We start from the raw sequence: 25,994 nt of genomic DNA on the forward strand, positions 1-25,994 counted from the left end.
GCTGAAAGGCGTCAGGGCCGTTCGAGCGTGAGCAGCGGCTCGGCGAAGACCGGCGCCGGCGCGTCGGGATCCGCGGCGACGGCCTCCTCCAGGCGGCGGAAGCCGGCCTCCAGCTCGTCGGGAGCGAGCTGGGCGAAGAACGACAGGGTGCGCAGGCGCAGCCGTTCGAGCATGTCGCCGCGGGTGCCCGCGGACGGCTCGGTCACCGTGCCGAAGCCGGCGACGCGCCAGCCGTCCGACGTGAACATCGCGATGACCTCGTGCAGCGGCTGGAACAGCGAGGCGTCCACCTCGTAGCCGCGGGGGAAGTGCTCCAGCCACCACGGCCGGGGATGGTGGTCGCGGAAGTTCGCGCGCAGCAGCAGCCGGCCGCCGGGCCTGAGCACCCTGGCCAGCTCCCGGACCGCCCCCGCCTTGTCCTGGACGTGGTGCCAGGACAGGAACATGAGAGCGTAGTCGGCGCTGCCGGACGGCACCGGCATGTCCTCGGCGGAGCCCGCCAGATAGCGCACGCCGGGATGCGGGGCGCGCGCCTGCGCCGTCTCCCGCATGCGGACCGACGGCTCGACCCCGGTGACCGGCCCGAACGATGTCGCGAGCGCGGGGGTGAACCTGCCGGTCCCCGAGCCGACGTCCAGCCCCTCCAGCGGACGCCGCTCGGGCAGCACCTCCGCGAAGGCGCTGACCCAGGTCCGCAACTGCTGCTCGTTGAGCGCGCGGCCGCGCGCGTAGTCCTGGTACTGCTCGGTGTCGTAGTCGATCCGCCTCATCGCAGCTCCCGCGCGCCGGTCGGACTTCCCCGAACCATCAGTCCGATATATCGAGTTGATACATCGTCACGATATGCAGCGTTCGCGTCATACCGCAAGACCGGCATGGCGGACGGGCGTACCCGGAGGATCGGCGACACGCGGTGGCGGCCCGGCCGCCACCGTCCTCATCGTGTTACGTGTGGTCCTTGCCCTTGTTCCAGTCGCACTTCGGGTAGCTGGAACCGTGGACGGACCGGAAGTTGGCCACGGACATCCACCCGTACGTCCTGGTGCCCTTGACCCGCCCGTAGACCCAGAGATTGCCGTAACTGTTCTTCGTCCAGCAGTGGAAGTAGAGCACCTGGCCCTTGTGCATCCGCCTGACGTTGCAGGTGCGCGTGACCGGCTTCCTCTTGAGGTTGTACGACCCCTTCATGACACCCCAGCCGTCGTCCAGGTTCGGGCCGCTGGCCGAGACCGTTATGCACGGTATCGATGTCGCGGCCTGGGCGGCCGGGGCGCTCACCAACGCCAGGCCCGCGATCGCGCCGACGGTCGCGAGCACTGCCGTGGATGTGCTCAGGTAACGCATACGGTTCCCTTCTCCGCTGACTCGTCCCTCGTGAAAGGGGGACATCCCGGAGAAGTGTGGGGCCCCTCGTGTTGAGGATCTGTTGAGGATGTGTTGCATCCGGACGACGGCCGGATCCAGGGCCGTCCCGGCCGCCCGCGGAGAGCGGCGGTCAGGCGCCGCCGCGCACGGCCAGGTGCCGCGCGAGGTGGTCGATCACCTCGCGGGCGTCCGCCTCGACACCGTGGATGAACGTGGACCGGCGCCGGCGCAGCACGGGCAGCCCCAGCGCGTAGAGCCCGGGGCTGTCGACCACGCCGCCCTCGTGGCGCAGCAGGCCCTTAGCGTCGATCACGGGCACGTCGAGCCACCCGTAGTCGGGCCGGAACCCCGTCGCCCACACGATCGTGCGGATCTCGCCGCTGCGCAGGTCGAGCTGGAGCCGGGCCCTCTCGGGAACGCGGGACGCCGTGAATTCCTCAGGGGGCCCGACCTCGGCGTCACGGCCGTGCGTCCGCGCCCACTCGTCGAACGTGTCCAGCAGGCGCCGCATCTTGAGGTCCGCGAGCGAGAACACGTTGCGCAGGCCGCCGGAGAACAGCGCCCGGCCGTCGCGTACGGCGGCCCAGCGGCCCACGATCTCGACCCCCATCGAGGCGAGCGCGTTGAGATCGAGGGTCGTCCGCTCGGGGGTCCCGACGAGCTGGGGCGAGGGCAGCCGCCGGGCCCGCGTGAGGTCGTCGATCCGATCGAAGGGCTCGTCCCACACGCCCGACGCGTCCATCCACCAGAGCACGTCGCGCCCGCGGTACGTGCGGGGCATCCGCACGTGCTCGCCTACGGAGAGGGTCACCGGCCGGCCGGAACGCCGCAGCTCCGCGGCCAGCTGCACGCCGGTGGCCGACGCTCCCACCACGAGCACGCCGCCGTCGGGCAGCTGGCCGGGGCCGCGGTAGCCGAACGGCGTCAGCTGCTCGACGGAGCCGGGAACCGCGCCGGCGAACCCCGGCACGGACGGCAGGTTGCAGGCGCCGCTCGCGATCACGACCGTCCGGCAGCGGTAGTCGCCGCGGTCCGTCGTCACGTGGTAGCCGCCGTCGGCCCGGCGTACCGACGTGACGGTCGTGCCGGTCCGTACGGGAGCCCGCGACAGCGTGGCGAAGCGCTCGATGAACGCGATCACTTCGCCCATCGTCATGTAGCCGTCGGGGTCCGGGCCGTCGTAGTGATGGCCCGGCAGGCGGCTCTGCCAGTTGGGCGTGAGCAGCCGGAAGGAGTCCCAGCGTTCGCGCCGCCACGAGTTCGCCACCTCGCCGCGTTCGAGCACGACGTGGTCGATCGACCGTTCGTCGAGGAAGTGGCTCGCGGCGAGGCCGGCGTGTCCCGCGCCGATGACGATGGTCGTGACGGACTCGATGGCTCGGCTCCTCAGGCGACTTCGACGGTGACGTCCGTCGGGTTCGTGAGGGCGTCGAACACGGCGGAGCGCTTCTGGGACTGGGCCACCAGAGCCTCGATGTCCTGCTTCGACGCGTCCGCGTCGATGGTGAACGTCACCTTGATGTCGTTGAAGCCGTTGCGCACGTCGCTGTCGACGCCGAGGATCCCGCGGATGTCGTGCTTGCCTTCGAGCGTCGCCTCGACCGAGCGCAGCTGGATGCCGCGGTTCTGGGCGACGGACGCCACGCCGGCCGTCAGGCAGCTCGCCAGGCCGACGAGGAGGTATTCGATCGGCGTGATGCCGTTGTCCTCCGCCGCGAAGACCGCGGGGTGGTCGGCGTCGAAGACCCCTTCCGACTTGTGGCTCTGCTCCTGCCCGAGACCGAAGAACTCCCGGACCCGCGTCGTGCTGTGCACGCCGTCCTGCCACTTGGAGGAGGCCCGCCAGACGAACCGGGCGGCCTCGGGCGCGCCCTTGAGCGCCTCGCGTGCGTCCAGCAGTGCCTGCACGTTCACTCCGTTGGCGACCGTGGTCATGTCACGCCCTTTCGCATGCTTCCCGTATTCCAAGTAGGTATTTGACCATACACCCCGCGTGTCGGGCTACCATAGCCCCATGTCGCAGCCGGTCCGTACGCTCGCTGCCGGCTCGGTCGGCACGGTGGAGACGCGATACCTCGATCTGCCGGAGCCGCTACGCCTCGATTGCGGGCGGGAGCTGCACCCGGTCCGCGTGGCCTACGAGACCTACGGCGTCCTGTCGCCGCGGCGCGACAACGTCATCCTGGTGTGCCACGCGCTCAGCGGCGACGCCCACGCGGCCGGCCTGGCGAAGGCGCCGCCAGGGGAGGGCACGCGCGACGGGTTCGGGGCCGAGGAGCGCGACGGCGCGAGCCGCAAGGGGCTCGGCTGGTGGGACGGGATGATCGGCCCGGGCAAGGCGTTCGACACCGACCGCTATTTCGTCGTCTCGACCAACCTGCTCGGCGGCTGCCGCGGGACGACGGGGCCGTCGTCGATCGATCCGGCGACGGGCAAGGCGTACGGCCCTGACTTCCCCGTCATCACCGTCGCCGACATGGTGCGCACCGAGCGCGCCTTGCTCGACGCCCTGGGCATCGACCGGCTCGCGGCGGTGGCCGGGGGTTCGCTCGGCGGGATGCAGGCGCTGGAGTGGGCCATCCAGTTCCCTGACCAGGTCGACGCCATCGTCCCGATCGCCAGCACGCACGCGCTCCACGCCCAGGGCGTGGCCTGGAACGCGATCGCGCGTGAGGCGATCATGCGCGACCCGGCCTGGCAGGGCGGCCGCTACCACGGCACGGGCAGCGCGCCGGAAGCCGGCATGGGCGTGGCGCGGATGGTCGGCCACATCACCTACCTGTCCGCGCCCGCGCTGAGCGAGAAGTTCGGCCGGCGGCTGCAGTTCGCCGACGACGTCCGCTACACGATCAGCGAGCCGGAGTTCGAGGTGGAGAGCTACCTGCGCCACCAGGCCGGCTCGTTCGTCAAGCGCTTCGACGCCAACACCTACCTCTACACCTCGCGAGCGCTGACGTATTTCGACCTGGCCAGGCAGCACGGCGGCGGATCGCTCAAGCGGGCGCTGGAGGACGTCCGGGCGCGGACCCTGCTGATCGCGTTCAGCTCCGACTGGCTCTACCCGCCGTCCGCGTCGCGCGAGATCGACGAGGCACTTCGCGGCCTCGGCAAGCCGGTCGAGTTCCATGTGATCGAGGCGCCGTACGGCCACGACTGCTTCCTGCTGGAAGAAGCGCGGCAGACGCCCATCATCCGGCGGTTCCTGGCCCAGGGCGGGCCCGAGTGACATCAAGGAAGAGAGCTTCGTGACCGACCAGCCCTCCCGTTCAGAGCAGGCCCGCGCGTTCGGCTTCGAGACCCGGCAGCTGCACGCCGGGCAGCGGCCCGACCCCAACACGGGCGCGCGCGCCGTGCCGATCTTCCAGACCACCAGCTACGTGTTCGAGGACCCGGAGTCGGCGGCGGCCTACTTCAACCTGCAGGAATACGGCAACACCTACTCGCGGATCATGAACCCGACCGTCGCGGTGTTCGAGGAGCGCGTGGCGAACCTCGAGGGTGGCGCCGGCGCGGTCGCGTTCGCCAGCGGGATCGCCGCGCAGGCGGCCGCGCTCTTCACGCTGCTGCAGCCGGGCGATCACGTCGTCGCCTCCTCGGCCCTGTACGGCGGGACGGTGAACCAGCTCAAGCACCTGCTGCGCAAGATGAACGTGGAGCTGGCCTGGGTCGACCCCGACGACCTCGACGCCTGGCGGCAGGCGGTCCGCCCGGGCACCAAGGCGTTCTTCGGCGAGACGATCGGCAACCCCGCGGGCAACGTCCTGGACATCGAAGCCGTGGCGGCCATCGCGCACGAGCACGAGCTGCCGCTGATCGTGGACAACACGTTCGCGACCCCCTACCTGTGCCGCCCGATCGAGTGGGGCGCCGACATCGTCGTCCACTCGGCGACCAAGTTCATCGGCGGCCACGGCACGAGCATCGGGGGCGTCGTCGTCGAGGCGGGGACGTTCGACTGGTCCAACGGGCGCTTCCCCGTGGTCGCGGATCCGTCGCCCGCCTACCACGGCCTGCGCTTCCACGAGACGTTCGGGACGTACGGCTATCTCATGAAACTGCGGGCCGAGACCCTGCGCGATCTCGGCGGTGCGCTCGCGCCGCTGAACGCCTTCCTGTTCCTGCAGGGGCTCGAGACGTTGTCGTTGCGGATGGAACGCCACGTCGACAACGCGCTGGCGGTCGCGGCGTTCCTCGAGTCGCACGAGCTTGCCTCCGGCGTGACCCACCCCGGCCTGCCCGGGAGCAGGTACGCGCCGCTGGTGGAGAAATACCTGCCGCGCGGCGCGGGCGCGGTCTTCTCGTTCGACTGCGCCGGCGGCCGGGCCGGCGGCCAGGACCTCATCAACGGCCTGACGCTCTGGTCCCACCTGGCGAACGTCGGAGACGCCAAGAGCCTGGTCATCCACCCCGCCAGCACGACGCACCGCCAGCTCGGCGACGACGAGCTGCGGGCGGCCGGAGTCAGGCCGGGAACGGTACGCCTGTCCGTCGGCACGGAGTCCGTCGAGGACCTGATCTGGGATCTCGAACAGGGCTTCGCCCGCGTCGCCGCGGCCACCGGGAAAGAGGGGAAGACGGCATGATCGACCTCGAGCGTTACCAGGACCCGTTGACGATCCAGCGCGTGCTCCACACCGCCGGGACGATCGCGGTCGTGGGCCTGTCGGGCAACGAGCTGCGGGCCAGCCATTTCGTCGGCTACTACCTCAGGCGGCACGGCTACCGGGTGATCCCGGTCAATCCCCGGGAGAAGGAGATCCTCGGGGAGACCAGCTACGCGAGCCTGCTGGACGTGCCCGTGCCGGTGGACGTCGTGAACGTCTTCCGCGCGCCGGACGCGTTGCCGGGGATCGCCCGGGATGCCGTGGCGATCCACGCCGGCGCCCTGTGGTGCCAGTTCGGCGTGATCAACGAGGAGGGCGCGCGGATCGCCGAGGACGGCGGCGTGACGGTGGTCAAGGACCGCTGCATCAAGGTGGAGCACGCGCGCTACGTGGGCCGGATGCACTGGCTCGGCTTCAACACGCAGCGCATCACGTCCGTTCGCGCCGGGCTCCAGTAGCCGGCGCCGAGGGTGGATCGCCTGCCGCTAGCGGCACGCGATCGGCGGGCTAGGGCGATGGGTGAGCCTTGACGTCGTGCCGGCTCCGCCCGCTGCGCGCATGCGACCGGCGGGCGGAGGGAGAGGCAATCCCTACAGCGAAGGAATGGCTCATGACGTCTGTCCTTGGAAGGCTCGGCGACCGGTTGCTGGCGATGGTCGTTCCGCAGAAGAGCGCCGCGGCCGTGGAGTGCTACTACATCTACAAGTGCATATACCCCATCAGGCTCCGCGCCCGCTGCTGTGACGGAAGCTGCGGCAAGTACGAGATCATCAGCGAGAACGGCTGCTGACGGCCGTCCTCCACCGCGCCTGCCCGTCCGAACGTGACGGGCAGGCATACCCACGACATACCTGGAACATACCTCCTCCGGCCAGGATTCCGGTCGGAGGTGGGAGATGTTCACATTGCTGGGACGTCTGGCCGTGGCGGATGGCGGCGGCCGGGCGATCACGGTCCGGGCCGCCAAACAGCAGGCGGTGCTCGCCGTACTCGTCCTGCGTCCGGGCGAGGTGGTCACCATCGACCGGCTGATGGCCGAGCTCTGGCAGGACGAGCCGCCCGCCACGGCGAAGGCGAGTGTGCAGACGTACGTGTACCGCCTGCGGCGCACGCTGTCCCCGCTCGCCGCCGACGGTGTGGACCTGACCACCGTGGGAAACGGCTACACCCTGATCGTCCCGGACCGGGCGGTCGACGTCAGGGTGTTCGAGGCGGCCGTCGCCGAAGGGTCGGACGCCCTGACCGAAGGCGAGGCGGGAGCCGCGGTCAAGCTGCTGCGGGAGGCTCTGGGGCTCTGGCGCGGCCCCGTGGCGCCGGAGATCGACGTCGAGCTCGTCCGCTGCGAGCGCCGCCGCCTGGAGGAGCTCCATCTGACCGCGCGCGAGTTGTGCGCCGAGGCCGAACTGCGGCTCGGCCACCACAACCGCGTCATCCCGGAGCTGGAACGGCTCGTCGAGGCCCATCCCTTTCGCGAGGCCGCGTGGGCGATGTTGTTGCAGGCGCTGGCCTGCCGTGGCCGGCGTGCCGAGGCGCTGGCCGCCTACCGCCGGCTGCGCGACATCCTCGGTTCCGAGCTCGGCATCGAGCCTGCCGACGCGCTGCGCCGCCAGCACCAGGAGATCCTGCGGGGCGGCGGCGTCCTCGTCATGGACTAGGCCGGATCACGAGCCCACCGTGGTGGGGATGATGTGATCGCTGCTGGCCACCGTTCCGTCCGCGTCGAGCAGGAAGACGGTCGGGTAGCCGGCGACCTTGAACGCCGACTGGATCGGGCCCTGGGGCTCCTCGGTGACGACGCTCGCCACCCGCGCGAGGTCTTCGACGTACGGCGCCGCGTCCTCGCCGGAGCCGGCGGTGACCACGGCGAGCACCGCGCCCGGCGTCTGCCGCGCCGCCTCGACGAAATGGGGCAGCAGGTCCTTGCACGGCTTGCACCCCGCCGAGAAGAAGCCCACCATGGCGGGGCCGCCGAGCAGTTCACCCGAGATCGGCTCGCCGTCCGTGGTCGTGGCGGCGAAGTCCGGGACCCTGTCACCCGGCGCGAGCCCTCCCGTGGTCATCGGCTCGGAGAAGTCCTCCCGGCCGCTCTGCTGGCGGAGCCGGCGGATCACGCCCACCGTCAGCAGCAGGTTCACCATGCACAGCAGACCGACCAGCACGACCGCGGCGACCAGATAAGGCATCACACACTCCCTGACGTTTCCATGAACAGCCCAGCGATGTCGTCGAAGGCGATCAGCACGATCGCCCCCGCCAGCCCGGCGGGCACCGCGACCGCCAGCCCGGCGGCGGCCGGCGGCCCGCCGGAGTAGATCAGGCCCGTGCCGCCCAGCGCCACCACGAGCAGCAGCAGGGCGTTACGGACCAGGTGCACCCGCCCGAGAGGGGTCGCGGAGAGGCCGAAGCAGCGGCACGGCGCGCGTACGCCCTTCCGGATCGACATGATGATCACCAGCGTGAACCCGGCGAGCAGGATCGCGCTCAGGGCCAGCCCCGCCTGGGGGATCGGCATGAGGACCGCCGCCACCGTCTCGCCGGCCGCCACCGCACCGGCGGCGGGCAGGCGGAACGCCTCCGGCAGCATCGTCAAGGACGCCGCGAATGAGCGCACGGCCGCGCCGCTGCGGAGCTTGGTGAACGCGGAGACCGCGAAGACGGCTCCGAGCAGGACTTGGCATGCGACGAGCAAGAGATCCACGACAGGACATGGTGTCCGGTCCGTCTAGCGCGTCTCTAGCGCCCCGCTGGCGTCGAGCCCTGCAGCGTGGCCCGCGCCGTATCGATCGGCAGGCCGAGGTGCGGGGCGGTGCTCAGGCAAGGGACGCCGGACGCCCGGTCGTCGTGACCGTAGGCGCCAGCGCCTTTATACGCCACGGATATACCTCCGGTGTATAGTCGCCGCCATGACAGTCCCCTTGGCGCTGCTGGGCCTCCTGGACCGCGAGCCCAGCTACGGCTACGACCTGAAGCGCGACTACGACACCTACTTCGGCAGGGGGAAGCCGCTCCCCTTCGGGCAGGTCTATTCGACGCTCGCCCGCCTGGCCAGGGACGGCAAGGTCACGGCCGGCCAGAGCGAACGAGGCGACGGCCCCGACCGCAAGCGTTACGCCATCACCCCGGAAGGCAGGCACGAGGTGACGGCGTGGCTGGCCGAACCGGTGGCGGCGGAGCCGTACCTGCAGACGGTGTTGTTCACGAAGGTCGTGCTGGCGCTGATGCTGGGCCACGACGCGCAGCGCTTCCTGGACCTCCAGCGCGCCACGCACATGCGGCGCATGCGCGAGTTGTCGGAGGTCAGACGCGGCGGCGCTCTCGTGGACGCGCTGCTGGCCGATCACGGCATGTTCCATCTGGAGGCCGACCTGCGCTGGATCGACGTGACCGCGGCCCGGCTGGGCGCGCTGGCGGAAACGGTCCGGCCCGCATGACCGTCGACGCCCTTCCCGTGCCGGGCCCGCTGCTGGAGGCCCGTTCCATCGACCGTTCGTACGGCCGGACGCCGGCGTTGCGCGAGGCGAGCCTGTTCGTGGCGGCGGGCGAGATCCTGGCGATCATGGGCCCGAGCGGTTCCGGCAAGTCCACGCTGCTGCACTGCCTGGCCGGAATCTTCAGCCCCGACAAGGGCGAGGTCTGGTTCGACGGGCGGCGGCTGGACACCCTGAGCGACGCGAGGCGGTCCGAGCTGCGCCGCACCGCCTTCGGTTTCGTCTTCCAGTTCGGCCGGCTGGTGCCGGAGCTCACGGTGGCCGACAACGTCGCCCTGCCGCTGCTGCTCGGCAAGGCCGGGCGCAAGCAGGCCTACCAGCGGGCGGGCGGCTGGCTGCGGCGGCTGGAGCTCGACGAGCTGGACGGCCGGCGTACGGGCGAGCTGTCCGGAGGGCAGGCGCAGCGCGTGGCGATCGCCAGGGCGCTGGTGACGCGGCCCAAGGTGATCTTCGCGGACGAGCCCACCGGCGCGCTCGACTCGCTCGCCGGAGAAAGGGTCATGGAGCTGCTCGTCGGCCTGGCCCGCCAGGAGGGCACGACCGTGATCGTGGTGACCCACGACGCCCGCGTCGCCGCCTGCGCCGACCGGGAGGTCGTGGTGCGCGACGGCAAGGTCACCGATCCCTACGCCGGCGAGGTCGTGCGATGACCTTGTGGCTGGGCCTGCGGCTGTCGTTGCGCGGCGGCCGCGAGTCGGCCGTCCGGCTGGCGCTCGTCACCGCCGCCGTCGCGATGGGGGTGACGGTGCTGCTGTCCACGGTGGCGCTGTTCAACGCCTTCCAGGTGACCGCGGGCCGGCCCTGCTGGGAGTGCACGACCGGCTCCGCGCCGGGCGGCTGGGCGCTGGGCGCCACCCCGGGCGCCGTGTTGTGGAACCACCGCCAGGACTCCTACGCGGGCCGCCCGATCAAGCGACTCGACGTCGCCGTGCTCGACGCGGGAACACCCGCGCCCGCCCTTCCCGGCATCCCGGAGTTGCCCGGAGCGGGGCGGCATCACGTCTCGCCCGCGCTCGCCGCGCTGATGGAGAGCGTGCCACGGGAGCGACTCGCCGACCGCTTCCCCGGCACCCGTACGGGGCTGATCGGGCGGGCGGCGCTGTCCGGCCCTGACGACCTGGTCGTCGTCGTGGGCCGGACCCCCGGCGAGCTGGCGGCCATGGCCGGCACCGTGGCCGTCGACGCCGTCGCCACCACCCCGGCCGCCGACGACACCACGGCGCTGTACGAGCACGGCTTCGGCATCGCCGCCGTCGGCCTGATCGTTCCGCTGCTCGTCCTCGTCGGCACGGCCACGCGCCTGGCCGCCGCCCGCCGCGAGGCGCGCTTCGCGGCGATCAGGCTGGCGGGCGCCACCGCGCGCCAGATCAACACGATCGCCTCGGTCGACGCGGCGCTCGGCGCGCTCCTGGGCGCGCTCGCCGGCATCGCGGCCTTCCAGGCGGTGCGGCCCGCCCTGGCCGGCGTAGCCATCACCGGCTCCCGCTTCTTCCCCGACGTCGTCGCGCCCACCGGGCTCCAGTACGCCGCCGTGGTCGCGGGCGTGCCGCTCGCCGCCGCCGGCGCCGCCCTGTGGTCGCTGCGCCGGGTGCGGATCACGCCGCTCGGCGTGGCAGGAAGGGTACGGGCCTCCGCTCCGGGATGGTGGCGGATCGTCCCGCTGGTGGCGGGACTGGGACTGTTCGCGGGCCCGGTGTTCGCGAACGGCAGGGAACCGGACGCGGTGCTCGTCGACGTCGGCCTGGCGCTGATCATGGTCGGTCTCGTGGTGGCCGGGCCCTGGCTGACGATGCTGGCCGCGCGGCTGGTCGCCAGGGTCACGCCCGGCGCGGCGACGCTGCTGGCGGCCCAGCGGCTGGCGGCCGACCCCAAGGGGGCCTTCAGGTCGGTGAACGGCATCGTGCTGGCGGTCTTCATCGGCACGGCCGTCGCCGGCATCGTCCCCGCCGTCGTCTCGGGCCAGCAGGCCGCGGGCGGAGGCACGCTGAACAACGTCATGCGGGTGTCGTTCGGGTACGCCGAGGCCGCCCCGGGCCTGCCCCTGCCGCCTGACACGGCGTCCGAACTGCTCGCCGAGATCCGCGCCCGTCCCGGCGTCACCGTCCTGCCGGTCCGCCGCAGGGCCGACACGCCGCCCTGGCCCGGCGGCCCTCCGCCGTGCGACCCGGGCCCCGGCTGCCGGCCCGACTTCCTGCTCGCCCACGTGGTCGACTGCGCCGCCCTGGCCCGATTCCCCGCGCTCGGCCGGTGCGTCCCGGGCGTCCGCGCGGTGGCGGCCGACTTCAACCGGCTGCTGACCGGCGACAACATGCTCTCCGTCGATCGCAACCTGCCGCTCGTCGACCCGGCCAACACGGCCGCGCCCGCCGACCTGGCCGACCTGCCCCTGGCGGCGGTGCTGATCAGCGCCGGCGACCCGGCCGTCCTCGAAGAGATCCGCACGCTGCTCACCCCGTACGTCGCCCGCGCCGGCAGCGCCGAGGCGCCGCTGACGTTCGCCGAGGTAGCCCAGGCCCGAGCGGTGCTCCTCGACCAGGCCGAACGCGTGGCGCTGGCCATCGTCGCGCTGACCCTGCTGGTGGCGGGCTGCGGGCTGCTGGTGGCGGTCACCGGCGGCGTGGTGGAGCGCAGGCAGCCGTTCACGCTGCTGCGGTTGTGCGGCACGCCCACGCGGACGCTGTCGAGGGTGGTGCTGCTGGAGACCGCCGCCCCCATGGTGCTGGCGGCCCTGGTGGCGGCGGCCGCGGGCTTCGGCGTGGCCGAGCCGCTGATCGACCAGCTGGCCATCAAGAGCGCGCCGCCGGCGTTGCCGGGGCCCGCCTACTTCCTGACCCTCGGCGGCGGGCTGCTGGCCGCCCTGCTGGTGATCACCGCCGGCCTGCCGCTGCTCAAGCGCGTGACCGCCCCCGACAATGCCCGCTTCGAATAGGCCCGATCCGAACAGGCCCGCACCGAACAGGACTGCCGATGACCATGACCCTCCTCCGGCGGACTTCCGCAGCGCTCGTAGCGGCAGCGGCCGGCGCCCTCCTCGTCGCGGCGCCGGGGAGCGGCGTCCCCCCGGCGCGAGCCGCCGAAGGCCGCTACGCCGCCGACATCAGGCGCACCGAGTACGGCATCCCGCACATCTCCGCGAAGGACCACGGCGGCCTCGGCTACGGCTACGGCTACGCGTTCGCGCAGGACAACCTGTGCGTCATGGCCTCGTGGGCGCTCACCCTGCGCGGCGAGCGGTCGCGCCACTTCGGCGCGGACGCGATGTCCGACGACGTCACCGACCCGATCTCCAACCTGGCCAGCGACGTGTACTACAAGAGCGTCGAGGCGTCGGGCGCGCTGCGCCGGGTGCTCGCCCGCCCGGCGCCCCACGGCCCCAGCGCCGCGCTGCGCGCGCTCGTGGACGGCTACGTCGCCGGGTTCAACCGCTACCTGAGCGACACGGGCGTGGCCAGGCTGCCCGACCCGGCCTGCCGGGGCAAGACGTGGGTCGGCCCCATCACGGCCACGGACGTCTGGATGAACCTGCTCGACCTCGGTCGCCTGGGCGGCAGCTCCCAGTTCAAGGAGGCCATCGCCGCCTCCGGGCAGTCGCGAGGGGAGCGTCCGTCGAAGAGGGTGACCGCCCCCGGCAGCAACGCCTACGCCCTCGGGCGCGAGGCCACCCGAGGCGGCCACGGCATGCTGCTGGCCGACCCCCACTTCCCGTGGAACGGCAGCCGCCGCTTCTACCAGGTCCACCTGACCATCCCGGGCCTGCTCGACGTGGCGGGCGGCAGCCTCTACGGCACCCCCATGGTCCAGATCGGCCACAACGCGAGCATGGCCTGGACGCACACCGTCTCCCACGCCCAGCGCTTCACCCTCTACCAGCTCGAGCTGGCGCCGGGGCAGCGCACCACGTACCTCGTGAACGGCAGGCCGGAGCCGATGGGCAGGCAGGAGGTCACGGTCACCGTCCGGGACGCCCAGGGCGCGGTCAGGCCCGTCACCACCACCCTGTTCACCTCCAGGTACGGGCCGGTGCTGGCGAACGACTGGACGGAGGAGACGGCGATCGCCCTGGCCGACGCCAACGCCGTCAACCTGCGGTTCGCCGACGAGTGGCTGGCCATGGGCGCCGCGCCCGACGTGGCCGCCCTGCGGCGCGCGCAGGAGACGTACCAGGGCATGCCCTTCGTCTACACGCTCGCCACGGACGTCGGCGGCCAGGCGTACTTCGCCGACGCCTCGGTCGTCCCGCACGTCACCGACGAGCAGGCGGAGCGCTGCCGCGCCGAGGACGACCCCGAGCCGCTCATCCTGGACGGCTCCAGGTCGGACTGCCTGTGGGGCGAGGACGCGGACGCGATCGAGCCGGGCATCTTCGGCCCGGCCGCCCAGCCCCGGCTGGTCCGCGCCGACTACGTGGCGAACGCCAACGCCAGCCCCTGGCTGACCAACCCCGAGGCCCCGCTCACGGACTATCCGCACATCTACGGCAACGTCCGTACGATGCGGGACCTGCGGACCCGGGTCGGCCTCGACATGATCGCGCAGCGGTTGTCGGGCGACGACGGGCTCGGCGCGCCCGGCTTCACCCTGGAGACCCTCCAGAAGGTGGCCACCGGCAAGCGCAACCTGAGCGCCGAACTGCTCCGCCGCGATCTGCGCGCGCTGTGCCGGGCCGAGCCCGTGATGACGGCGAGCGACGGCGAGAAGGTCGACGTCCGCCGGGCCTGCGCCACGCTGGCGGCATGGGACGGGCGCGCCCGCCTCGGCAGCCGGGGCGCGATCCTGTGGCGGGAGTTCTTCATGGGTCTCAACGGCCCGCAGAGACGGCCCGACGGGTCGATCGCTCCGCCGAGGAGCTGGTGGAAGGTGCCGTTCGACGCCGAGCACCCGCTCACCACGCCGCGCGGGCTCGACATCACCGTCCCGGTGGTGCGGACCGCGCTGGCCGACGCCGTGCAGTTCTTCACGGCCAACGACGTCCCGCTGACGCTCACGCCGGGGCAGGCCCAGCGGTACGGCGCCGTCGCGGTGCCGGGGTGCACCGAGGGGGAGGGGTGCTTCGACCGGATCCGTACGGGCGGCCCGCTCGGCGAGGACGGCCGCTACCCGGAGGTCAACACCGGCTCCAGCTTCATGATGGCCGTGGAACTGACCCCGGAGGGGCCGCGCACCCGCACCGTGCTGACGTACTCGTTGTCGGCCAACGCGGCCTCGCCGCACCACGCCGACCAGACCGAGCTGTTCTCGCGCGGGCAGTGGGTGACCGAACGGTTCACCGAGGCCGAGATCGAGGCGAGCCCGCAGCTGGTGACGACGTCGCTGCGCTAGTCGGGGGCGGGCGGCGCGGCGCTCACTCCGATCGTTCGCCGGGGGACTCGACCGTGGCGGGCAAACGCGCCGCCCGCTTCTTGCTGGTCTGGACGTCGACGTCGGCGGCCTCCCGGACGTCCCAGAAGTTGTACTTGAAGGCCCGATGGACCTCCGGGTCCGTGATGCGGAGCATGGTCTCGTCGTTCTCGCGCAGCGAGGAGGGATTGAGGTTCATGCTGCCGGTGAAGACCACCTTCTGGTTGATCTCGCCGTTGTACGTGCCGTCGATCAGCAGGTCCTTCTGGTGCGTTCCCGGGGCGTCCGCGAACGTGCGGATCTCCGGGCCGTGATAGCCGTTCGGCGGCTTCAGCAGCGCTTCGAGGGCGGCCTTGCCGGCGTGCCGGTAGACGATGTCGACGTAGCAGCCCTGCTGGTCCAGCTCCCACAGCCGCCTGGCCACGGCCGTCCGCGCGATGTGCCAGGTGGAGACCCGGATGATCGTACGGTGGTCCCCGGTCGTGCCGCCCTCCGTGTTGCCCTTGCACGTGACGTGGCCGAGGATGTTGTACATCGTGTCGCCGTCCTCGCGGGGCGCGTAATAGAGCTTCATGGCCGGCGTCTCGACCGGCGGGTGCGTCTCGTAGTAGTCGGGGATCAGCTCCATCTCCACCAGGTCGTCGAAATACGCCAGGTAGGCGTCGTAGACGGCCTTGTCGGAGAGGGTGTAGGAGCTGTTCCACTGCCCTGTCCCCGAGCCGCCCTTCTTGAGGTTGGCGCTCGACTGCATCACGACGTCGGAGCTGCCGAGGGTGCTGGAGAACAGGTAGAACTTGTTGTGCATCTTCGACCCGTCGTCGCCGGGGACGTCGCCGATGCACGCGGTCGAGGAGTTGCCGTCGTGCCGGCAGTGGCTCGCCCACGACGGCCGGCTCGTGTCGCCGCCCAGCGCCGTGGCGAGCTCCTTGAACTGGTCGCTGTCCTTGGCGCCGCCGTCGGCCAGGACCTTGACGTTGACACCCCTGGCGTGCGCGGCCTTGAGGGCGGCGAGCACGTCGGAGTCGGTGAACTCGAACGCCGTCATCCTGATGTCCGAGCCCGCCGCCGCGCCGCCGATCAGCGTGATCAACTGATCGACGATCTTGCTTGCGTCCGCCGTGCCGGGATTGTTGAACACGGCTCCGAGCGGCGCCTGGCGTGCGGTCTGCGCACCGGCCGTGCCGGGCCACAGAAGGGGCAGGGCGATGGCCGCGGCCATGATGTCACGCGAGAGCATGGCGAGACCTTAGCCCGGCACGATATACGTTCGCTTTAGGTCTCCTCCCCGTTAGGCGTGCGGCTCTCGCGGTAGGAGACGTCCCTGGTCAGCGTGCGACTGGGGGAGAGAAGATGAGCCGCGCCGTGAAGACGATCGTGCTCCTGGCCACGCTGACAACCGCGGCGCACCCGGCCGCGGGCCACGCGAGCGCCCCGGTGCCCTGCGCGTCATCGGGCCCGTCACCGGGCCCGTCATCGGGCTCCACGAAACCGACGGTCGTCCTGGTCCACGGAGCGTGGGCCGACACCTCCAGCTGGAACGGAGAGGTGGACGCCCTGCGCCGGGCCGGTTACCCGGCGCGCGCCATCGCCAACCCGCTGCGGGGCCTCGACGGCGACGCCGCCACCGTCGCGGACTTCCTCAGGACCGTCTCCGGGCCCGTCGTCCTGGTGGGGCACTCCTACGGGGGTTCGGTCATCACGAACGCCGCCGCGAACGCCCCGAACGTCAAGGCCCTGGTGTACGTCGACGCGGCGATGCCGGACACGGGGGAGACCACCGCCCAGCTCAGCGGTCCGGGCTCCGTGCTCAACGGCGACCCGGCCGAGCTTTACGACACGGCGTCGTACGCGAACGCGCCCGAGGGAGCGAAGGACCTGTACCTCAGGCGGGACGTCTTCGTCGGCTCGTTCGCCTCGGACCTGCCGAAGGACACCGCCGTTCGCCTGTGGGCGACGCAGCGGGCCGCCTCGACCAGCGCCTTCCAGACCCCGTCGCGGGCGGCGGCGTGGAAGAGGATCCCGTCCTGGTATTTCGTCAGCACCGGCGACCGGATCATCACGCCCGAGTCGCAGCTCTCCATGGCGCAGCGGGCCCGCTCGAAGATCACCAAGTTCGCGGGCGGCTCGCACCTCACCCTGATCTCGCATCCGGAGAAGGTCACGGCCGTGATCGGATCGGCGATCTGCTCCGTGAAGGGGGACTGACCCCGACACCGCGTTTTCTTGCACGACGAGCATTGATGCGCGCCGTGCATCTTTGTAGGGTCTTCTGGTGACCTCGACCGAGAGCAAGGACGTGCTGATGGCCGAAGACAGCGTGACCGAGGAGTCTCCGAGCGTGAACCCTACGGAGATGCGGCGGATCCTGCCGGCGGACCTGGTGGAGCGAGGGCGTTGCCCGTTCGATCCGCCGCCGGGCCTGCGGGGCGAGAGCGCGGTCCGGCCGCTGGACCTGCTGAACGGCGCACGGGCGTGGCTGGTGACGGGGTTCGAGGAGGCCCGTACGGTGCTGTCGGACGCGCGTTTCAGCGCCGACAAGGTGCGCCACCGCGACGCGACGTCGCTGCAGCCGCACGAGGTGTCCGAGATGGAGGCGCAGCCGCGGAAACCGGAGGTGGCGGAGCGGCAGGACGGTCTCTTCGTCTTCATGGACCCGCCGGAGCACACCCGGTTGCGCCGGCTGCTGACGGGCCAGTTCACGGTGCGGCGGATGCGGGAGCTGGAGTCGCGGGTGACGGAGATCGCGGTCGAGCACATCGAGGCGATGAAGGCGGCGGGCACGCGGGCCGATCTGGTGCCGGCGTTCGCGCTGCCGCTGCCGTCGCTGGTCATCTGCGAGTTGCTGGGCGTGGACTACGCCGACCGCGAGCTGTTCCAGAAGCGTACGTCGATCGGGCTGAACGCGAACGCGACCCCGGAGGAGCGGGCCGTCGCGCGCGCCGAACTCTACGCGTTCATGCAGCAGCTGGTGGCGGGCAAGCGCGCGAACCCCGCCGATGACCTGCTGTCCGGGCTCGTCCACGACGCCGACCCGCCCCTGACGGACGCGCAACTGGTCGACGTCGCACTCATCCTGCTCAACGCGGGCCACGAGACCACGGCGAACATGCTGGGTCTGGGCATGTTCGCGCTGCTGGAGCATCCCGCGCAGCTCGCGGCGCTGCGTGCCGATCCCGGCCTGATCGACAACACGGTGGAGGAACTGCTGCGGTTTCTGTCGATCATCCAGCTAGGGGTCAGCCGGGTCACCACGGAGCCGGTGACGCTGGGCGGCGTCGAGATCCCGGCCGGCGCGACCGTCGTGATCGCCACGCCCGAGGTCAACCGTGACCCGCGGCACTGGTCCGATCCCGACGCGCTCGACGTGCACCGCTCGCGTGCCCCGCACCTGGCCTTCGGCCATGGGATCCACCAGTGCCTGGGTCAGCAGCTGGCCCGGGTCGAGATGCGCATAGGGCTGGGCGAGCTGATCTCCCGCCTGCCGGATCTGCGCCTCGCGGTCCCGGCCGACCTGGTGCCGGTCCGCAACGAGATGCTCATCTTCGGCGTGCATGCGCTGCCGGTCACCTGGTCCTGAAAACGGCCCGGGGCGCCGCCCCGGGCCCTCTCACCCCCCGCCGCCGCCGAGCTTCTCCGCGACCGCGCGGGCCGTCTCCAGCGCGCCCGCGGTCAGCCTGCCCTCGGCGTCCTCGGTGACGGAGCGGTCATACTCGACCTCCACCACCGCGTTGCTCACCCGGACCCCCACGACCGCCTTCGTGGGCCCCCTGTCGCTGCCCTCCAGCGTGTACGCGGTGACATAGGAGTCGTCCCCGACCGCCGGCTCGGCCTTGGTGTAGCCCTGGGGGATGAGCGACGCCTCGTGCCGGCGGGCGACGAACTGCTCGTGTGCCTGCGTCACCCCGTCGGGGAACACCTTGGTGTACACCTTCAGCCTGAAGGTCATGTTGGTGGGAAGCCCCGCCCCGTACGAGGGCAGGGTCGTCCACTCGCACTCCTCCTTGTAGATCTTCTGCTGCTTGGGGAAGACCACCAGCTTGGTCAGCAGCTCCTTGCTGAGGAGCTCGCACGGGTCGACGTCGCCGGAGAACTTCGCCTCACCGGTCGGGGGCGGCTCGCTCGTCGGGGGTTGCGTGCTGGGCGGGGGCTGCGTGCTGGGCGGCGCGGACGAGGGCTTCGTCCGCGCGGAGACGGGCTCACCCGGCGGCGCGGGCGGCGGCTCCTGCCTCGTCAGCAGGAAGGCGACCGTGAACACCATCAGCACGAGCACCGCCATGGCCCCGCTGAGGAGGCCGGGCGTCACCCGGACTCCGCCGGGCCGGGGGGAGCGGGGCGGGGTGGGTACCTCGTTCATGTCGTTCCGTGGCGCGGGGCTCCGGTCGTCCGCGGAGCCCGGGGGAACGCCACTCCTCCTCTCGGGGACTTCTGGGTGAACGCCGCGCGCATCAGCCGGTCTCCGTCGACGGGACATCCCCGAGCGCGTCCACGATCGCGCGGGCCACCTTGACCGCTCGGTCCTGCTGCTCGGGTTTCAGCTCGGCACTGTCGGCGGCGGTCGAGTCGATCTCGACGACGAGGTTGCTGACGCGTACCCACACGATGCTGTGGGCCTGCGGGAACAGGGTCGACCACCAGTTCTGGGCGAAGGCCCCGTCCCCGAGGCCTTCGAGCTCGCGCACGGCCTGGTAGGTGCTGCCCTGCGCGCTGCCCTTCTTGGAGGCCTGCGCCCGCTTCCTGCTGGTCAGGATCTTCTTTGCCGTCGCCACCTGCGGCGAGTGCGTGATGTGGATGTTGACGACGTCCTTCAACATGCCGACCGCCCAGTCGCACTTGGTGGTGTCGAGGCCGCCCGCACGCCTGCGCATCCCGGGCATGATCTTCTCGGCCTCCTGGTCGCTCACCAGCCGGCAGGCCTCGGGCGCCGCGGCGAAGCGGCCGTCACCCTTCGGCGCGGGGGCGGGCGTGGTCGCCGGGGCGGAAGCCGGCGGCCGCGGGGTGGAGACCGGCGGGTGCGAGGAGGGCGGGACCTGGGCGACCGGCGTGTTCCTCGGAGGGCCGGTGGTGGCGGACGCGTTGACCAGGACCACCGCCGTGATGGTGACGGCGGTGGCGGCGGCCAGGCCACCGAGCACGACGGGGAGCCTGCTCTTCCTGGAGGGGACGGGCATCGTGGTCGCCGTCATCGCCGAGCGGCGCGCCGGCAGGGGAGCGGCGATCGGCTGGAGTGCCGCTCTGACCTGCTGCGGGTGGGGGCGCGCGGCCGGGTTCTTGTCCAGCATCGCCGCCAGCAGCCCGCCGAACGGTCCCGCGTTGACCGGGGGCGGCGGGGGCTGGGTGAGCACCGCCGCGACGATCGCCATGGGGGAGTCGCGGTGGAAAGGGCTGCGCCCCTCCACCGCCGTGTACAGGGTGGCGGCCAGCGACCAGAGATCGCAGGCCGGCCCAGCGGGCTCGCCGCGCAGGCGTTCCGGCGCGACGTACCCCGGCGAGCCGGCCGCCCCCGGCCGCCCGGCCGCCGCGGTCGCGCTCGGGGTGTCGTCGATGTGCGCGGCGATGCCGAAGTCGGTGAGGACGGCCTCGCCGGAGTCGGTCAGCATCACGTTGCCCGGCTTCACGTCCCGGTGCAGGATCCCGCGCCGGTGCGCCGCCTCCAGCGCGTCGAGCACCCGCAGGCCGATGGACGCGACCTGGCCGGGCGGCAGCCTGCCGCTCTCCCGCAGGAGATCGGCCAGGGACCGGCCCGGGAGCAGGTCCATGACGATCCACGGCTGTCCCTGCTCGGCGAGGACGTCGTGCACGGTGATGATCGCCGGATGGTTCAGCGACGCCGCCGCGCGGGCCTCGCGCAGCGTGTCCGCAAGCGCTCTGTCCCTCCTGGCCGGGTCGGCGGGCAGGCGCACCTCCTTGACCGCGACCTCGCGGCCCAGCACCGTGTCGCGGGCCCGCCACACCGTGCCCGCGCCGCCCGCGCCCAGGGGAGCGAGCAGCTGGTATCGACCGGCGATCACGTGCATCGGTCAGGCCTTGGCGTCGAGGTTCTGGACGAGGTGCTTGATCGCCTTCTCGGTCTTCTCGCGCAACCCCGGCTCCTTCTCGACGTTGCGGGTGAAGCGGATCTCGCCCACGATGTTGCTGGTCCTGAACACCGAGTAGACCGAGGACTTCTTGGTGCTGAACGTGGTCTCGCTCTTCTCCCAGCCGACGGCCCCGTCGCCCGCGCCGGTGATCTCGAAGACCTCGCCCTGCTCGCCGCCGCTGCCGCCGCGTCCGGCCTCCGTCTCGGCCTTGGCCCTGGCGCCCTGCACGTGTTCCTCGGCCAGCTTGGTCTCGTAACCGTCGCCCTGCTGCGGATACAGGAAGAGCGTGAGGTTGAGCGAGAGGCTCTTGTCGTCGCGCGACCTGGCCCACGTGCATTTGACGGTGGGCTCCACGCTGCTGGTCAGGTATTTGCCCACGACCTCGGTGGCCTGGTCCCTGGTGAGCAGCTGGCAGGGCCGGGGGATGGCGGTGAACTTGCCGGGCGTGCGCGCGACGGGTGTGCCCGTGGCGGTCGGCGCGGGCGTGCCCGTGGGCGCGGTCGTCGTCGGGCCTGTCGCAGTGGTGGGCGCGGTGGTGGGCGCGGTGGGCGGTGTGGTGGGGGCCGCGGTGCTCGCCAGAGTGGTCGAGGTGGCGGGCGGGGTGGTGGTCAGGATGAGCGCGACCGCCGTCACGAAGACGGCGAGCACGGCCGCGGCGGACCCGTACACCGGGAGTCTGGGCAGCACCCAGGACGCCTGGTGCGAGCCCGCGGGCATGGTGGCGGCGGTGCCGCCGGTGAGGGGTTGCAGGGCCGCCCGCAACGCCACCGTGTCCTGGCGCTGGGCGGGCTCCTTCTCCAGCAGCCGCATGAGCACGGGCCCCAGCGCGCCCGCCCGCTGGGGTGGCCTGGGCGGCTCGGTCATCACCGCGCCGTGCGTGGCCATGGCGGTAGGACGGGCGAACGGCGGCACGCCTTCGACGGCGGTGTAGATCGTCGCCCCGAGCGACCAGAGGTCGGCGGCGGGCCCGGCGGCCCGGCCGGGCTCCTCCGTGAGCGCCTCGGGAGCGGTGTACCCGGGTGTCCCCATGGGCGCGCCGCCCTGCTGCCCGCCGGCCCTGGTGGCGATGCCGAAGTCGGACAGCAGGATGCGGCCGTCGTCGGCGAGCAGCACGTTGCCCGGCTTGACGTCGCGGTGCAGCAGCCCGCGCGTGTGCGCGGCGGCCAGCGCGGACAGCACGAACAGCCCGATCGAGGCGGCCCACTGCGGTGACAGCGGCCCGCCCGACTTCACGACCTCATCGAGGGAGCGGCCCTTGACGAGCTCCATGACGATCCACGGCTCGGCCCCCTCCACGACCACGTCGTGGATCGCGACCACGGCGGGATGCCTGACCTGGACCGCGACGCGCGCCTCGTGCAGGGTGCGCTCGCGCAGCCGCGCGTGATCGTCCGGCGAGAGGTTCGCGGGCAGGTGCACCTGCTTGATCGCCACCTCGCGCCCGATCACCGTGTCGTGGGCGCGCCATACGACGCCCATCCCGCCCCTGCCGATCTGCGCGATCAACTGGTAGCGCCCGCCCACGAGTCGTGGCTGGTTCACCGCATCATCACCCCTGGCGTCCTAGCGCCGCCGCGACCCATCGGGCGGCGTCACGCGCGCCCTTGCGCATGGCCTCGTTGTCGCCGATCTTTTTCACGTCGACGTATCCGATCTGCATCACGACGTTGCTCATACGGAAGATCACGTCGTGCCGTTCCACCTGGCCCTTGGTGTTGACCAGCTCGTAACTGAAGGCCTCGTCGCCGATGCCGTTGACCTCCGTGTACGCCTTGCTCTCCTGAAGGAGGGTCTTCTCCAGGCCGATGTCAGGCCAGTTCCATCTGATCTTCGCGCCGGATTCGGCGCTGTTCAGCTTGTTGACGAACTTCTCCGATGCCTCGTCCACGCTGCGTCCCCACGCGCTCTCCAGCGCGACCGGCTCCACCGGGATCACGGTGACGCCGTTGCCGCGCGCCGTCCACGCGCAGCCTTCGTCCTCGCTCGTGCCCTCGGGTGAGGCCTTCGGGACCAGCGTGCGCACCTGGGTGGGCGTCATGAGGGCGCACACGTCGACGGGCGCGCCGAACCTCGCGGCCGTCGCCGTGGCGGAGGGTGTCGCCGCAGGCGTCTGAACGGGGGCGGAGGTGGCGGCAGGCGTGCCGGCGGTCACGGTGGGCTGCAGGGTGGACTGCGGGGTCGGCTGTGTGGTGGTCGGCGCCGATCGCGGCAGGAGCACGACGGTGGCCGCCACGGCCGCCACGGCCGCGACCAGGCCGGCGCCGACGAGGACCGGCCCGCGCCTGCCGCCCTGGCGCGGCACGGTCAGGGGTCCGGATGGAGGCCCGGACGGAGGCCCGGACGGGGACCCGGACAGGGGTAAGGTCGTGGACCCTGACGGCGGGGCGGCGCCCTGCCCGCCTTCCGCCACCTGCCGCAGCAGGTGGGCTGCCAGCCGCGCGTCGGGGCGCTGGTACGGCTCGCGCGCCAGCAGGTGCATGAGCACCGGGCCGAGCCGTCCGGCGCGCTCGGGCGGCCGGGGCGGCCGGGTCAGCGCGTCCCGCAGCACCGCCATGGGCGAGGTGCCGGTGTAGGGAGCCTGGCCCTCGACCGCGGAGTAGAGGGTGGCGCCCAGGGACCACAGGTCGGAGGCCGGGCCGCCGCGCTCGCCGCGCAGCCGCTCGGGGGCGATGTAGCCGGGGGAGCCGACGAGCAGGCCCGACTCGGTGATCGTGGCCTGGTCCTCCAGCCGGGCGATGCCGAAGTCGGTGAGCACCACCCGTCCGTCGTCGGTCAGGAACACGTTGGCCGGTTTGACGTCGCGGTGCTGGATGCCGTGGGCGTGCGCGGCCGACAGCGCGTCGAGCACCCGCAGCCCGAGCGCCGCCGCGCGTTCCGGCGGCCACGGGCCTTCCGCGGCCACGGCGTCCTTCAGGTCGCGGCCCTTGAGCATCTCCATGACGATCGTGGGCAGGCCGTTGTGGGTGAGGACGTCGTGGACCGTGATGATGTTCGGGTGCCGTAGCTGGGCGGCGGCCATCGCCTCACGTGTCGCGCGCTGCAGCGCCTCCTCGCGTTCGGCCGCGGTGAGCGACTCCGGCAGCAGCAGGGCCTTGACCGCGACGTGGCGGTCGAGGAGCTCGTCGTGGGCGAGCCATACCGTGCCCATGCCGCCCTGGCCGAGTGTCTGCAACACTCGGTAGCGGCCCGCGATTTTTCCTTCCCCGTTACCCGGCACGCGGCCAACAGTATTGAGGGCAGGTTTCAATTCGCTATATTTCACGCCGCAATCAATCGCATGCGTCCGAGCACCGGGAGCGATGATGACCACAGCACCACCTGTGCCACCTGCGTCCTACTGGCCGGACCAGGGCAGCGGGCAGCCGTCGACCTCGAAGCCACCAGGGTGGGCGATGGGCATCATGGCCGCCGCCGCGACGGTCGCGGTGCTCGGCGGCGGGCTCATCGCCGTGCGGAACGTGGGCACGCAGCCTCCCGTGGCGATGCCTCCCGACCCCGGAGGCAAGGTCGGCGCTCCGGCCACCCCGCCCACCGCGGAACCGACCCTCGGCCCCACCGCGAGCCCGCCCACCGCGTCCCCGCAGGACACGGCGCAGGCCTCGCCCTCCTCCACCGTGACCTCCACCTTCCCGCCGCTGCAGGACGTGCCCGAGGTGTGCGACCTGCTCCCCGCGAGCCTGACCTCGCGGCTGGCGCCCAAGAGCGAGTCCGAGCCGGGTGTGGCCAAGGACGGTTACGGCGCGAAGCGGAAGGACTGCGCATGGAACCAGAAGGGCTACAACATGAAGGGCGGCTACAACGAGTCCCGCTCCTTCACCGTCAAGGTCAACGTCTTCCCGGACAACGACTCCGCCCGGGACGACGCCGACTTCTCGTGGCGCTCGATGCGTGACGATTCGGGCCAGACCAAAGACGCCCCGTACAACGCGAAATATGGGGAGATCAAGGAAATCAGCGATCTTGGCGACGGGGCGTACGCGATCTACAACGAGCACACCGACAGGCGGAGGGCGATGGCCTGGATTCTCGTCGTCCGAGGCAACGCCACCATCGACATCCGTTTCCACGGCTCCGACAACAAGGGCCGCGAGATCCTTCCGAACAAGGACAGCCGGCCCGTCCCCGAGGAAGAACTGCTGCAGGGAGTGGAGGAGATCGCCAGGGAGACCCTCAAGAACCTCACGGGCTGAGGCGCCCCGCGTGCTCGCCCTGGGGAGGGCCTGTCACGAAACGCATGGTCATCCGGTCTGGACGGTGAAGGGGCCCTTCGTGTACGAGCGCAGGGGGCCGCCATGTTCGCGAGCCAGGAGGGCCAGACCATGAAGATCGCCGTCATCGGCGGGACCGGTCTCATCGGGTCCCGGCTGGTCGAGATCCTTGTCGCGCGCGGGCACGAGGCGGTGCCGCACGCGAGGTCCACCGGTGTGGACCTGCTCAGCGGCAAGGGCCTGCCCGAGGCGCTGACGGGCGCCGACGTCGTGGTCAACCTCACGAAGCCGCCGGCCTTCGACGAGACCTCACCCGCCTTCTTCCGTACGACCATGGGCAACCTGCTGACCGCCGCCGGGGCGGCAGGCGCCGCTCACGCGGTCATCCTGTCCATCGTGGGCGCCGACCTGGTGCCCGGCCTGGTCTACTACCGCGCGAAGGTGCTGCAGGAGGACATGCTCAAGGCCGGGCCCGTACCGTACTCGATCGTGCGAGCCACGCAGTTCTTCGAGTTCATCGGCACGGTGATGTCCTGGACCTCCGACGAGCACACCGTCCGCCTGCCCGCCACCCGCCTGCAGCCCATCGCCGCGGATGACGTCGCCGAGGCCGTGGCCGGCGTCAGCGCGGGCGCGCCGGTGCGGGGCACCCGGGACATCGCGGGCCCGGAGGTCTTCGCGCTCGACGAGCTGGGCAGGATCACCCTCGCCGCCCGTGGCGACCACCGCGCCGTCGTCACCGACGACCGCGCCGGCATGTACGCGGCAGCCTCGGGCGACGCCCTCGTGGCCAAGGACGGCGCCGCCATCGCGAAGACCACCTACCGGGAGTGGCTCGCGCGCCGCACGCCGGGCGGTGCATGAGCGGCGGCGCCACCTGCCGGGAGCGGCTCGCGTGCCGGACGCCGGGCGGTG

24 protein-coding genes are annotated in these 25,994 nt (G+C 71.8%); 13 read left to right on the forward strand and 11 right to left on the reverse strand.

Translation table 11 applies throughout. The features are described from left to right. Positions 1 to 11: 11 nt before the first annotated feature. The 4 genes from ACZ6SA_RS36950 to ACZ6SA_RS36965 form a co-directional block, all read right to left on the reverse strand. Positions 12 to 770: a class I SAM-dependent methyltransferase gene (locus ACZ6SA_RS36950; RefSeq protein ID WP_347648759.1), complete on the reverse strand. Its 759-nt coding sequence runs from the start codon at positions 768 to 770 to the stop codon at positions 12 to 14. Positions 771 to 945: 175 nt separating this feature from the next. Continuing rightward, a complete protein-coding gene (locus ACZ6SA_RS36955) occupies positions 946 to 1,344 on the reverse strand; it encodes a hypothetical protein (protein WP_347648760.1) in 399 nt (132 codons plus the stop codon). Positions 1,345 to 1,495: 151 nt separating this feature from the next. After that, positions 1,496 to 2,755 carry an NAD(P)-binding domain-containing protein gene (locus ACZ6SA_RS36960; RefSeq protein ID WP_465833545.1) on the reverse strand — a complete coding sequence of 420 codons (1,260 nt, stop codon included), beginning with the start codon at positions 2,753 to 2,755 and terminating at the stop codon, positions 1,496 to 1,498. Continuing rightward, entirely contained in the window at positions 2,752 to 3,300 is a 549-nt protein-coding gene (locus ACZ6SA_RS36965) for an OsmC family protein (protein WP_465833468.1), read from the reverse strand. The genes ACZ6SA_RS36960 and ACZ6SA_RS36965 overlap by 4 nt, the downstream gene beginning before the upstream one ends. Before the next feature lie 79 nt (positions 3,301 to 3,379). Between ACZ6SA_RS36965 and metX the strand changes: the two genes are divergently transcribed. From metX to ACZ6SA_RS36990, 5 genes are all read left to right on the forward strand, one after another. Then, positions 3,380 to 4,591 carry a homoserine O-acetyltransferase MetX gene (gene metX / locus ACZ6SA_RS36970; protein WP_465833470.1) on the forward strand — a complete coding sequence of 404 codons (1,212 nt, stop codon included), beginning with the start codon at positions 3,380 to 3,382 and terminating at the stop codon, positions 4,589 to 4,591. A 19-nt stretch (positions 4,592 to 4,610) separates the two neighbouring features. After that, on the forward strand, positions 4,611 to 5,948 hold the full coding sequence (locus tag ACZ6SA_RS36975; protein WP_465833472.1) for an O-acetylhomoserine aminocarboxypropyltransferase/cysteine synthase family protein: 1,338 nt from the start codon (positions 4,611 to 4,613) through the stop codon (positions 5,946 to 5,948). Further along, the gene (locus ACZ6SA_RS36980) at positions 5,945 to 6,427 is read left to right on the forward strand and encodes a CoA-binding protein (protein WP_347648764.1); all 483 of its coding nucleotides are present in this window, start codon (positions 5,945 to 5,947) and stop codon (positions 6,425 to 6,427) included. Before ACZ6SA_RS36975 ends, ACZ6SA_RS36980 begins: the two co-directional genes overlap by 4 nt. A 152-nt stretch (positions 6,428 to 6,579) precedes the next feature. Next, positions 6,580 to 6,759: a hypothetical protein gene (locus tag ACZ6SA_RS36985; RefSeq protein WP_347648765.1), complete on the forward strand. Its 180-nt coding sequence runs from the start codon at positions 6,580 to 6,582 to the stop codon at positions 6,757 to 6,759. A 106-nt stretch (positions 6,760 to 6,865) separates the two neighbouring features. After that, on the forward strand, positions 6,866 to 7,624 hold the full coding sequence (locus ACZ6SA_RS36990; protein WP_465833474.1) for an AfsR/SARP family transcriptional regulator: 759 nt from the start codon (positions 6,866 to 6,868) through the stop codon (positions 7,622 to 7,624). 6 nt (positions 7,625 to 7,630) lie between these two features. Here ACZ6SA_RS36990 and ACZ6SA_RS36995 read toward each other — a convergent pair whose 3' ends face one another. Together ACZ6SA_RS36995 and ACZ6SA_RS37000 are read right to left on the reverse strand one after the other, a co-directional pair. Continuing rightward, on the reverse strand, positions 7,631 to 8,152 hold the full coding sequence (locus ACZ6SA_RS36995) for a TlpA family protein disulfide reductase (protein WP_465833476.1): 522 nt from the start codon (positions 8,150 to 8,152) through the stop codon (positions 7,631 to 7,633). Then, entirely contained in the window at positions 8,152 to 8,667 is a 516-nt protein-coding gene (locus tag ACZ6SA_RS37000) for a MauE/DoxX family redox-associated membrane protein (RefSeq protein ID WP_347648768.1), read from the reverse strand. Before ACZ6SA_RS37000 ends, ACZ6SA_RS36995 begins: the two co-directional genes overlap by 1 nt. Before the next feature lie 205 nt (positions 8,668 to 8,872). On the opposite strand from ACZ6SA_RS37000, the gene ACZ6SA_RS37005 reads away from it, so the two are divergent. Genes ACZ6SA_RS37005 through ACZ6SA_RS37020 form a run of 4 tightly spaced genes read left to right on the forward strand, consistent with a single transcriptional unit; the run spans position 8,873 to position 14,776 of the window. Next, on the forward strand, positions 8,873 to 9,400 hold the full coding sequence (locus tag ACZ6SA_RS37005; protein ID WP_347648769.1) for a PadR family transcriptional regulator: 528 nt from the start codon (positions 8,873 to 8,875) through the stop codon (positions 9,398 to 9,400). Further along, complete coding sequence (locus ACZ6SA_RS37010; protein WP_465833479.1) at positions 9,397 to 10,107, forward strand: ABC transporter ATP-binding protein; 711 nt, start codon at positions 9,397 to 9,399, stop codon at positions 10,105 to 10,107. Before ACZ6SA_RS37005 ends, ACZ6SA_RS37010 begins: the two co-directional genes overlap by 4 nt. After that, positions 10,104 to 12,386, forward strand: coding sequence for an FtsX-like permease family protein (locus ACZ6SA_RS37015; protein ID WP_465833481.1), 2,283 nt, complete (start codon positions 10,104 to 10,106; stop codon positions 12,384 to 12,386). The genes ACZ6SA_RS37010 and ACZ6SA_RS37015 overlap by 4 nt, the downstream gene beginning before the upstream one ends. A 38-nt stretch (positions 12,387 to 12,424) precedes the next feature. Then, positions 12,425 to 14,776, forward strand: coding sequence for a penicillin acylase family protein (locus ACZ6SA_RS37020; RefSeq protein WP_465833483.1), 2,352 nt, complete (start codon positions 12,425 to 12,427; stop codon positions 14,774 to 14,776). Positions 14,777 to 14,798: 22 nt separating this feature from the next. Here the strand turns inward: ACZ6SA_RS37020 and ACZ6SA_RS37025 are convergent, their stop codons facing one another. Next, a complete protein-coding gene (locus tag ACZ6SA_RS37025) occupies positions 14,799 to 16,031 on the reverse strand; it encodes a phospholipase D-like domain-containing protein (RefSeq protein ID WP_347648773.1) in 1,233 nt (410 codons plus the stop codon). A gap of 113 nt (positions 16,032 to 16,144) precedes the next feature. Between ACZ6SA_RS37025 and ACZ6SA_RS37030 the strand changes: the two genes are divergently transcribed. After that, on the forward strand, positions 16,145 to 16,999 hold the full coding sequence (locus tag ACZ6SA_RS37030; RefSeq protein WP_347648774.1) for an alpha/beta hydrolase: 855 nt from the start codon (positions 16,145 to 16,147) through the stop codon (positions 16,997 to 16,999). A 148-nt stretch (positions 17,000 to 17,147) separates the two neighbouring features. Beyond that, positions 17,148 to 18,371: a cytochrome P450 gene (locus ACZ6SA_RS37035; protein ID WP_465833547.1), complete on the forward strand. Its 1,224-nt coding sequence runs from the start codon at positions 17,148 to 17,150 to the stop codon at positions 18,369 to 18,371. Between the two features lie 30 nt (positions 18,372 to 18,401). On the opposite strand, the gene ACZ6SA_RS37040 is transcribed toward ACZ6SA_RS37035, so the two are convergent. From ACZ6SA_RS37040 to ACZ6SA_RS37055, 4 genes are all read right to left on the reverse strand, one after another. Next, complete coding sequence (locus ACZ6SA_RS37040) at positions 18,402 to 19,148, reverse strand: hypothetical protein (RefSeq protein ID WP_465833486.1); 747 nt, start codon at positions 19,146 to 19,148, stop codon at positions 18,402 to 18,404. Positions 19,149 to 19,239: 91 nt separating this feature from the next. Beyond that, the gene (locus ACZ6SA_RS37045) at positions 19,240 to 20,808 is read right to left on the reverse strand and encodes a serine/threonine-protein kinase (protein WP_347648777.1); all 1,569 of its coding nucleotides are present in this window, start codon (positions 20,806 to 20,808) and stop codon (positions 19,240 to 19,242) included. A gap of 3 nt (positions 20,809 to 20,811) precedes the next feature. Then, complete coding sequence (locus tag ACZ6SA_RS37050) at positions 20,812 to 22,413, reverse strand: serine/threonine-protein kinase (RefSeq protein ID WP_465833488.1); 1,602 nt, start codon at positions 22,411 to 22,413, stop codon at positions 20,812 to 20,814. 7 nt (positions 22,414 to 22,420) lie between these two features. Continuing rightward, the gene (locus ACZ6SA_RS37055; RefSeq protein ID WP_347648779.1) at positions 22,421 to 24,088 is read right to left on the reverse strand and encodes a serine/threonine-protein kinase; all 1,668 of its coding nucleotides are present in this window, start codon (positions 24,086 to 24,088) and stop codon (positions 22,421 to 22,423) included. A 175-nt stretch (positions 24,089 to 24,263) separates the two neighbouring features. Between ACZ6SA_RS37055 and ACZ6SA_RS37060 the strand changes: the two genes are divergently transcribed. Then, entirely contained in the window at positions 24,264 to 25,061 is a 798-nt protein-coding gene (locus ACZ6SA_RS37060; RefSeq protein WP_347648780.1) for a hypothetical protein, read from the forward strand. A gap of 102 nt (positions 25,062 to 25,163) precedes the next feature. Continuing rightward, complete coding sequence (locus ACZ6SA_RS37065) at positions 25,164 to 25,943, forward strand: SDR family oxidoreductase (RefSeq protein ID WP_465833491.1); 780 nt, start codon at positions 25,164 to 25,166, stop codon at positions 25,941 to 25,943. Positions 25,944 to 25,994 lie beyond the last annotated feature (51 nt).

Source organism: Nonomuraea sp. NPDC049378 (assembly GCF_055586745.1).

What these genes read in the sequence shown, in the direction of transcription:
- ACZ6SA_RS36950 (WP_347648759.1), bottom strand. Translation starts at nt 770, where the DNA reads ATGAGGCGGATCGACTACGACACCGAGCAGTACCAGGACTACGCGCGC.
- ACZ6SA_RS36955 (WP_347648760.1), bottom strand. Translation starts at nt 1,344, where the DNA reads ATGCGTTACCTGAGCACATCCACGGCAGTGCTCGCGACCGTCGGCGCG.
- ACZ6SA_RS36965 (WP_465833468.1), bottom strand. Translation starts at nt 3,300, where the DNA reads ATGACCACGGTCGCCAACGGAGTGAACGTGCAGGCACTGCTGGACGCA.
- metX (WP_465833470.1), top strand. Translation starts at nt 3,380, where the DNA reads ATGTCGCAGCCGGTCCGTACGCTCGCTGCCGGCTCGGTCGGCACGGTG.
- ACZ6SA_RS36980 (WP_347648764.1), top strand. Translation starts at nt 5,945, where the DNA reads ATGATCGACCTCGAGCGTTACCAGGACCCGTTGACGATCCAGCGCGTG.
- ACZ6SA_RS36985 (WP_347648765.1), top strand. Translation starts at nt 6,580, where the DNA reads ATGACGTCTGTCCTTGGAAGGCTCGGCGACCGGTTGCTGGCGATGGTC.
- ACZ6SA_RS36990 (WP_465833474.1), top strand. Translation starts at nt 6,866, where the DNA reads ATGTTCACATTGCTGGGACGTCTGGCCGTGGCGGATGGCGGCGGCCGG.
- ACZ6SA_RS36995 (WP_465833476.1), bottom strand. Translation starts at nt 8,152, where the DNA reads ATGCCTTATCTGGTCGCCGCGGTCGTGCTGGTCGGTCTGCTGTGCATG.
- ACZ6SA_RS37005 (WP_347648769.1), top strand. Translation starts at nt 8,873, where the DNA reads ATGACAGTCCCCTTGGCGCTGCTGGGCCTCCTGGACCGCGAGCCCAGC.
- ACZ6SA_RS37010 (WP_465833479.1), top strand. Translation starts at nt 9,397, where the DNA reads ATGACCGTCGACGCCCTTCCCGTGCCGGGCCCGCTGCTGGAGGCCCGT.
- ACZ6SA_RS37015 (WP_465833481.1), top strand. Translation starts at nt 10,104, where the DNA reads ATGACCTTGTGGCTGGGCCTGCGGCTGTCGTTGCGCGGCGGCCGCGAG.
- ACZ6SA_RS37020 (WP_465833483.1), top strand. Translation starts at nt 12,425, where the DNA reads ATGACCATGACCCTCCTCCGGCGGACTTCCGCAGCGCTCGTAGCGGCA.
- ACZ6SA_RS37025 (WP_347648773.1), bottom strand. Translation starts at nt 16,031, where the DNA reads ATGCTCTCGCGTGACATCATGGCCGCGGCCATCGCCCTGCCCCTTCTG.
- ACZ6SA_RS37030 (WP_347648774.1), top strand. Translation starts at nt 16,145, where the DNA reads ATGAGCCGCGCCGTGAAGACGATCGTGCTCCTGGCCACGCTGACAACC.
- ACZ6SA_RS37035 (WP_465833547.1), top strand. Translation starts at nt 17,148, where the DNA reads ATGCGGCGGATCCTGCCGGCGGACCTGGTGGAGCGAGGGCGTTGCCCG.
- ACZ6SA_RS37040 (WP_465833486.1), bottom strand. Translation starts at nt 19,148, where the DNA reads ATGAACGAGGTACCCACCCCGCCCCGCTCCCCCCGGCCCGGCGGAGTC.
- ACZ6SA_RS37045 (WP_347648777.1), bottom strand. Translation starts at nt 20,808, where the DNA reads ATGCACGTGATCGCCGGTCGATACCAGCTGCTCGCTCCCCTGGGCGCG.
- ACZ6SA_RS37060 (WP_347648780.1), top strand. Translation starts at nt 24,264, where the DNA reads ATGGGCATCATGGCCGCCGCCGCGACGGTCGCGGTGCTCGGCGGCGGG.
- ACZ6SA_RS37065 (WP_465833491.1), top strand. Translation starts at nt 25,164, where the DNA reads ATGTTCGCGAGCCAGGAGGGCCAGACCATGAAGATCGCCGTCATCGGC.